Raw genomic sequence first — 7263 nt, forward strand, 5'->3', positions numbered from 1 at the left:
TGAAGCCAGAAGAAGACGAGGAGGAGGTTGAGGATGAAGACGACGAAGAAGAGGGAAATAGTGAAGAAGCTAAAGAAAATGCTTCCGAAGAAGACCCCGATGATGAGGATGATTAATTATATTTGACTCATCAAAGTCAAGAGGCGTTAATTTCCATGATATTGACGTTCACTCAATGGAGTGAACGTCAATTCGAAATCGATAGATTATACGGGGTAGTAAATTTTCCTTTGATTCAGCGGAACATTTTATTAATTCTTTATTTAGAAAGTAAAGTTAGTGGAATATAGATTAATTAACTCCCTTAATGTGATTACATATTTCTAGCAAGAAGTTAAGTTATGAGTAGAATTTTTCTGTACTCAATATTAATGAATTACATAATATCGTTGGAGTGCTTCTCATAAAAATAAATTGATTCTTATTTTTGAATAAATAACAAAATTAAATTTATATAGAAAATTAATATGTATTCAAAAAATATAAAGAGTACATGTGAGAAGAGAAGCAGATCTACTGGCAATCTTCGGTATAGCTATAAGCGCCATTTAAGAGAGAAATTTATAGAACTGTTGCTGCTTCTGGCAGCTTTTTTTTCGGTTCTAATTACCTTTTCTATTGTTTTCATGCTAATAAAGGAATCGATCACATTTTTTCAGCATGTTTCAATTTGGGAATTTCTTACAGACAGACAATGGACACCATTATTTGATGATGCGCATTATGGTATTCTTCCCTTAGTCTCAGGAACGGTAGTAAGTTCAGCTATTGCCCTTCTAGTGGCGCTTCCATTAGGTACAACTATAGCTATTTATCTTTCTGAATTTGCATCATATACAGTACGAGAGATTGCAAAACCATTTCTTGAATTGCTAGGCGGTATTCCAACCATTGTGTATGGTTATTTCGCTCTCCTATTCGTTACACCATTATTGCAGATAATTATTCCTGATCTACCCGGGTTTAGCTTGCTATCCGCTGGACTGGTAATGGGAATCATGATTATTCCTTATGTAAGTTCAATGACTGAAGATGCTATGCGCTCTGTGCCTATGCATTTACGGGAAGGTTCTTATGCCATGGGTGCAACAAGGTTTCAGACAGCTATCAAAGTTGTGATGCCTGCAGCTTTTTCAGGTATCGCAGCTGCTTATATTTTAGCTATTTCTCGGGCAGTTGGAGAAACTATGGTAGTAGCAATAGCCGCTGGAATGCAACCAAATTTAACGTGGAATCCCACGGAACAAGCAGCAACAATAACTGCATATATTGTTCAGGTAAGTTTAGGTGATTTGCCACATGGTAGCATTGGTTATCAAACTATCTTTGCAGCAGGACTAACCTTATTATTGATCACATTGATTTTTAATATACTTGGTCATCTGCTACGTAAGCGATATCGTGAGACATATTAAAAAACATTCACTATTCTAAAATTGAATTCAAATTATACTCAGCGCGGTCACAATTGAGGATTTTAAAGGTATTGAAGGCCTTAAATTATAAGAGTTTTTCGCATTTCTATTTTCCGCATCTGTGGCCGCGCGGAGTATATATTTAAGTTAAGCCTTGCCGCTATTAAATCCGATGCAGCTATTACCGATGCTTTGTTAAGTATTTTTGAAAAATTTTATTGTTATTAACCAGCATTTATGAGTGATGAAAAGAAATTAGAAGAATTACGTCTGGTTATCGCCCGACATAAATTTTGGGATTTGATTTTTTTAATTTCGGGTATGCTTGCTTTAATGATTGCTATACTGACATTTATAGCTTTATTTACACAAATGCTCATAGATGGTGCACCTCGTTTATCCTGGGATTTTTTTACTTCATTCCCGTCGCGTCGTCCAGAATCTGCGGGTATACTTTCAGCCTGGGTTGGCACTACGCTAGTAATGTTGGTTACAGCAATATCTGCTATACCACTTGGTATAGCTGCCGGAATTTATTTAGAAGAATACGCGCCTAAAAATTTATTCACAGAACTAATAGAAATCAATGTTGCCAATCTTGCGGGAGTACCTTCAATTATCTATGGATTATTAGCATTGGGCCTGTTTGTTTATCAATTAGGTCTGGGGCAGAGTATTTTGGCTGCTGGATTAACTCTGGCTCTTTTAATTTTACCTATTGTAATTGTAGCAACTCGTGAGGCGATACGATCTATTCCAATTGCGATTCGTGAAGGCTCTTATGCTTTAGGTGCCACTAAGTGGGAAACAGTTGCTGATCATTTATTGCCATATTCAGCACCGGGTATCTTGACTGGTATCATTATCGGATTAGCTCGAGCAATTGGTGAAACAGCCCCTATTATAACAATTGGCGCATTGACTTTTATTGCATTCTTACCTCCCTCTCCAATAAAAAGCGAATTTCCATTTGTATCATTTGAATGGTTGACAGCACCTTTCACAGTAATGCCAATACAAATGTTTAATTGGGTATCACGGCCTGAAGAGGAATTTCAGTTTAATGCAGCAGCAGCAGGATTGGTCCTGGTTGTTATGACACTTGCAATGAATGCATTGGCTATTTATCTCCGCTATCGTATGCGTAAGAAAATCAAATGGTAAAAAATAATTTAGTAGAACCTGAAGCAAATAGTCTCTTTCCTACTCAATATAAATCAATAGTTAAAAATTTAAATTTTTACTATGGAGATTTTAATGCGTTGAGAAATATTGATATGGTTTTACATGAAAAGCAGGTAACTGCCCTAATAGGCCCATCAGGCTGCGGTAAATCTACTTTTCTGCGATGTTTTAATAGAATGCACGATCTTTATCCTGGTAATCGGTATGAGGGTGAGATAATTCTTTATCCAGACAACGAGAACATTCTGTCTTCTCATGTTGACCCGATTGAAGTAAGAATGCGTATCAGCATGGTATTTCAAAAACCGAATCCTTTCCCTAAATCAATCTATGAAAATGTCGCTTACGGGTTGAAAGTAAGAGGGATTAAGCAACGTGCAATGTTGGATGAGAAAGTTGAGGATGCGTTACGTAATGCAGCATTGTGGGATGAAGTTAAAGATCGACTGAATGACCTTGCTTTTAATCTATCTGGCGGACAGCAACAGCGGTTATGTATTGCAAGAGCGCTTGCAACTGACCCTGAAATATTATTATTTGATGAACCTACTTCGGCATTAGACCCAATTGCAACTGCTAGCATTGAAGAATTGATCGCTGATCTTAAAAATAAAGTGACTATACTTATAGTAACTCATAATATGCAACAGGCTGCTCGGGTTTCTGATTATACTGCTTATATGTATTTAGGTCAGTTAATAGAATTTGATACAACAGACACTATTTTTATCAAACCAAAGAACAAGCAAACAGAAGATTATATTACAGGACGCTTTGGCTAGATTTTTGCTCTGACATATTTAAGCAATTAACAAATTGTTCAAGATGGCTAATTCGGTGAGGTGATTTTTGCCGATGATTGCGGCGAAAAAAATATATTATTCCAGTTTGGATAGCAATCTTTCCCTAAACGCTTTCATATATTTCAGGTTTGCCAGGTGTTGTCGCTCATTCTCAAGTTTGACAATAGTGTATTTGCTTACGTACCATTTACTGATACGCAATTCTAAGGACTCACATTCTGCAGTAATTGCTCTATTTTATTTGTCTGTAGCATAAACTAAAATGATTCTGTCTCTCTTAATCATCCTACGCCTAGCGCTATGACTTTGTACCATCTTCTCTAGATAGTCTATTTATTCTTCAGCATGAGTAATGTCTATCAGCTTTATAAGCATGATGCCTAGTATCAGCTAATAACCGCTTTTATTAACGCAATTAAATAACTACTTTTTTTCATATTTTAGTGAAGCAAAATCAAAGCTGAAACAAGCTGTACAAACTCAATGTAATTTCTGACCATTTTTATACAAGAAGAATATTCTTCTATAATATTTAATTTTATTGAAGAAACATTCCATCAAATAGCGTTTGCATTTGAATTATGTATTATTTTTTTTCGATTCAATAAGCTCTTTTACTGTTTCTAACAATCTGTCAGCAACTGCTTCTGGATTAACTTTAAAACGACCTTCGATTATTGCTTGCCTAATCTTTGCCACCTTAGCTGTATCTACATTTTCATTATTATTTTCGATGGAGTGCGATAAAATAGAAGGCTTGATATGCAAATTATTTTTTAATTGAGAAAAATATGGCGATTCATTAGAGGGAGTTTTGTCATTATATTTTTGCTCATCATTAGCAATACTGGTTACTCGCGTTGGATTCGTATTTTCTATTTTCAAGATAAAAATCCTTTTTAATAGAAATTATTGATAATTTAGTAATATTTACCCAAACTATTTTACTTTAAGTAAATATAACCCGTACTTTTTCTAATATCTATTGTATTACATATTATTCATTTATATCCTTCATTCATTTCGCAGAAATGAAAAATAACGAAATGGTTTCTTGAATATATAATTAATAGCTTTTTATATTTTAAAAGAGTTTTGAATTCTTAGAAATGATATTACATGATACAGATTTTTAATGCATTTTCACTAGCTTTTCGTAATCTTTTTAATCTTAAAATTTTATGGATACTAGTTTGGCCTCTCTTAGTAGCTAGCTTATTCTGGTTAATAGTTAGTATTTTTTTCTGGACACCTTCAGTTGAATGGATTGCAGAGATTATTTCATTTACCTTCATGAAAGATTGGTTTGATGAGTCAGCCTTACTCAAGATTACTGATGGTATAGGGAGTATATTAAATGTAATTATCCTTGTTATTTTAGTGATTGTGACTGCCATGATAATAACTGCTCTATTTGTTATGTCTTCACTGATCGATTTTGTTGCTAAGCGATATTACCCACTACTGCAGCGGAAAAACGGAGGAAGTCTTCTGGGTAGTTTAGTTCATGTTATTTCCGCAATTATTATATTTATTGTATTGTTGGGTTTTGCTTTACCTTTTTGGTTTGTTGGTATTGGAATGTTAATGTCTTTTTTAGCCGCAGCCTATTTGAATCAGCGATTATTTAGCTATGATGCATTATCAGAGCACGCCAGTAAAGAAGAGTTAAAGATTTTACTGGCTTCAAATAAATTATCGCTATGGGGTTTAGGGTTGTTAACTGGTCTCGTTCAATTTATGCCAGTACTGAATTTATTTGCCCCGACATTAACAGCATTAGCCTTTATCCATTTTGAATTAGCACGTCTGGAAAATTATCGTCATAAATCTAATTCTGATTCTTCTCAAAAATAGAATTTCTATTTTAGGATAAAGTTTGTATGGTAATTTTTTAGGGATTATTAAGATTGAACAAAGTAAACTCTGAAGAGCCTAAGCAGGAGAATAAGTAAAATAGAAATAACAAGAAGGCCAGATCTTCTTATAGTAGAATTGGAATAGTCAGACTTAGATTTGTTTTTATATATCTCGCTGTTTTTACTTGAGGTATTATGAGAATAAATTGTTGTAATATGCTTTATAATAGTCAATGTTCAATAACTTATTATTTAATTTACTGGACAGTACATTATAATTCTGTTATTAAGAATACCGTCATTCTAGATATGAATGGCCAAAGATGTGTTGTATATTTAAATATAATTAATTCATCATATTTGTTTATATAGGAGATAAAGAAAATGAAATCTGCACTCTTAGTAGCAATACTTACAGCGCTGGCATTGACTGCTTGTGGTGATCCTAAACCAGCTCAATATCCACCTAGTTCTATGATGGAGCGTGAGTCTATGCCTGATAAAGCCGATGAACAAAAAAAATAATTAATTAAATTAAATAGAATGATCAGAATTTTAAACCGCTCTTTCTAGGGCGGTTTTTTTTGATCATAGTTGCTCATAATTAGTTGCCCCTGAGCTCCCGATTTTTTTCAATCACCGAATTTTAGGTTGGAGCTATTGCCAATCACTAACCGATTTGGGTTGATACCGAAACGAGTGCACAAAAGTGCCAATTGGCACTCAATCTTGCGCAATTTGTAGGTAATACCGCCTAAGTAAGGCATTCATGGCATCGCCTACCGCACCTTTGAGAAAATTTCTCCCCAGACGCTCATAGTTTTTCATGTGCCCGATTACCGGCTCCATCGCACTGCGCCGCTTGAGCTTCTTTTTGACCACTATTCAGTATCTGCCCTTGTACGGATTGCCTGGAAACGATTTTATTCCCACGATAGAGACCTCCTTGCTAGTACTCATCACGTCTACCTTGACTCCAACCTCATAAGGTTTGTGTACCTTGCCCTTGGCAATATATTCAACTTCTGGTGTATATACACTATACATCTTGTTTTTGTTATGTCGTTACTGCGCATGAAATTTTCTTGGTAATCTCTAGCAACAGCATAAGTCTGGCATTTTTCGCCGTTGTTTGCCTATCCCCAAGCTTGTGCTCAATATCGAGAATTACCCAGTCAAGGTAATTCCATTTCCAATTCAAAACTGACTTTGTCAGCTTCACCTTGACGTATTATTTAACGTGAGCTCGGGATAAGAAAAGCGGTAAAAGGAATCTGAATTTCTTATGATGGAAGGATTTTCAAAAAGAGCTTCATCATTAGAGGGCTCAGATTCCGATGGATACTATACTATTTATTTTTTGTACAATTGACGATTTCTGTAAAGGGTTTAGGCCGCGATGGGAGTAACGCTTGTCGGAGTCATCGCTAAAACGGCGTCGGCGGCGAGGAGCGCTGTGTCTAAGTGAAGTCATGACCATCATGGTGGGATTTCATTTGTCCGGTTATCGGACGTTTAAACACTATTACCTTAATTACGTGTTGAAGTATCATCGGCCCTATTTTCCAGGATTAGTGAGCTGCAACCGCTTTGTTGAGTTGCTACAAGGTGGCCTGGTATCTTTGTGCTGTTTTCTGACCAGCCGCTTTGGACTCTGCAGAGGAATCAAACTTCATTGAGTCGACCAAAATCAGTATGTGTCACAACCATCGCATTTGGTCGCATAAAGTAATGGCAGAGTTTGCTGCCAGGGGAAAGACCAGCGTGGGTTGGTTTTATGGATTCAAGCTGCACCTGGTCATCAATGACCAGGGAGAATTTCTGGGAGTAAAAATATAGCATATCCCCTATAAATTGATTATAATTTACGGATGACCTATCCCATATTATTTCGTCGTAAAGTATTATCCGTTCGTGAGAAGGAGAACCTCTCAATCGCGCAAGTGGCCAAGCGTCTTGATGTAGGGGTCGCCAGCGTGATGCGTTGGATCAAAACTCCCG

The 7263-nt window shown here is 36.0% G+C and carries 7 protein-coding genes and 1 pseudogene; 6 read left to right on the forward strand and 2 right to left on the reverse strand.

Translation table 11 applies throughout. From position 1 onward, the window contains the following. Positions 1–467 precede the first annotated feature (467 nt). The 3 genes from pstC to pstB all read left to right on the forward strand — a co-directional run bounded on the left by pstC (position 468) and on the right by pstB (position 3382). Positions 468–1415, forward strand: a complete 948-nt coding sequence (pstC, locus tag BM122_RS19630) for a phosphate ABC transporter permease subunit PstC (RefSeq protein ID WP_074907188.1) — start codon at positions 468–470, stop codon at positions 1413–1415. Positions 1416–1652: 237 nt separating this feature from the next. Next, positions 1653–2579, forward strand: coding sequence for a phosphate ABC transporter permease PstA (gene pstA, locus BM122_RS19635; RefSeq protein WP_074907191.1), 927 nt, complete (start codon positions 1653–1655; stop codon positions 2577–2579). Beyond that, positions 2573–3382, forward strand: coding sequence for a phosphate ABC transporter ATP-binding protein PstB (gene pstB, locus BM122_RS19640; RefSeq protein WP_074907193.1), 810 nt, complete (start codon positions 2573–2575; stop codon positions 3380–3382). The genes pstA and pstB overlap by 7 nt, the downstream gene beginning before the upstream one ends. A gap of 600 nt (positions 3383–3982) precedes the next feature. On the opposite strand, the gene flgM is transcribed toward pstB, so the two are convergent. Then, positions 3983–4288 (reverse strand): flagellar biosynthesis anti-sigma factor FlgM, encoded by a 306-nt coding sequence (gene flgM / locus BM122_RS19645; protein WP_074907196.1) that lies wholly within the window; start codon positions 4286–4288, stop codon positions 3983–3985. 234 nt (positions 4289–4522) lie between these two features. Here flgM and BM122_RS19650 point away from each other — a divergent pair, with 234 nt between their 5' ends. Both BM122_RS19650 and BM122_RS23680 read left to right on the forward strand, forming a co-directional pair. Then, on the forward strand, positions 4523–5260 hold the full coding sequence (locus BM122_RS19650; RefSeq protein WP_074907199.1) for an EI24 domain-containing protein: 738 nt from the start codon (positions 4523–4525) through the stop codon (positions 5258–5260). Positions 5261–5646: 386 nt separating this feature from the next. After that, positions 5647–5787, forward strand: coding sequence for a hypothetical protein (locus BM122_RS23680; protein ID WP_177198225.1), 141 nt, complete (start codon positions 5647–5649; stop codon positions 5785–5787). 198 nt (positions 5788–5985) lie between these two features. Here BM122_RS23680 and BM122_RS26385 read toward each other — a convergent pair whose 3' ends face one another. Beyond that, positions 5986–6144 (reverse strand): hypothetical protein, encoded by a 159-nt coding sequence (locus tag BM122_RS26385; protein WP_177198226.1) that lies wholly within the window; start codon positions 6142–6144, stop codon positions 5986–5988. Positions 6145–6599: 455 nt separating this feature from the next. Between BM122_RS26385 and BM122_RS26645 the strand changes: the two are divergent. Further along, positions 6600–7098: pseudogene (locus BM122_RS26645) on the forward strand (transposase); the annotation flags it as partial. Positions 7099–7263: the final 165 nt, after the last annotated feature.

Source organism: Nitrosomonas communis, from assembly GCF_900114745.1.
Taxonomy (GTDB): domain Bacteria; phylum Pseudomonadota; class Gammaproteobacteria; order Burkholderiales; family Nitrosomonadaceae; genus Nitrosomonas; species Nitrosomonas communis_A.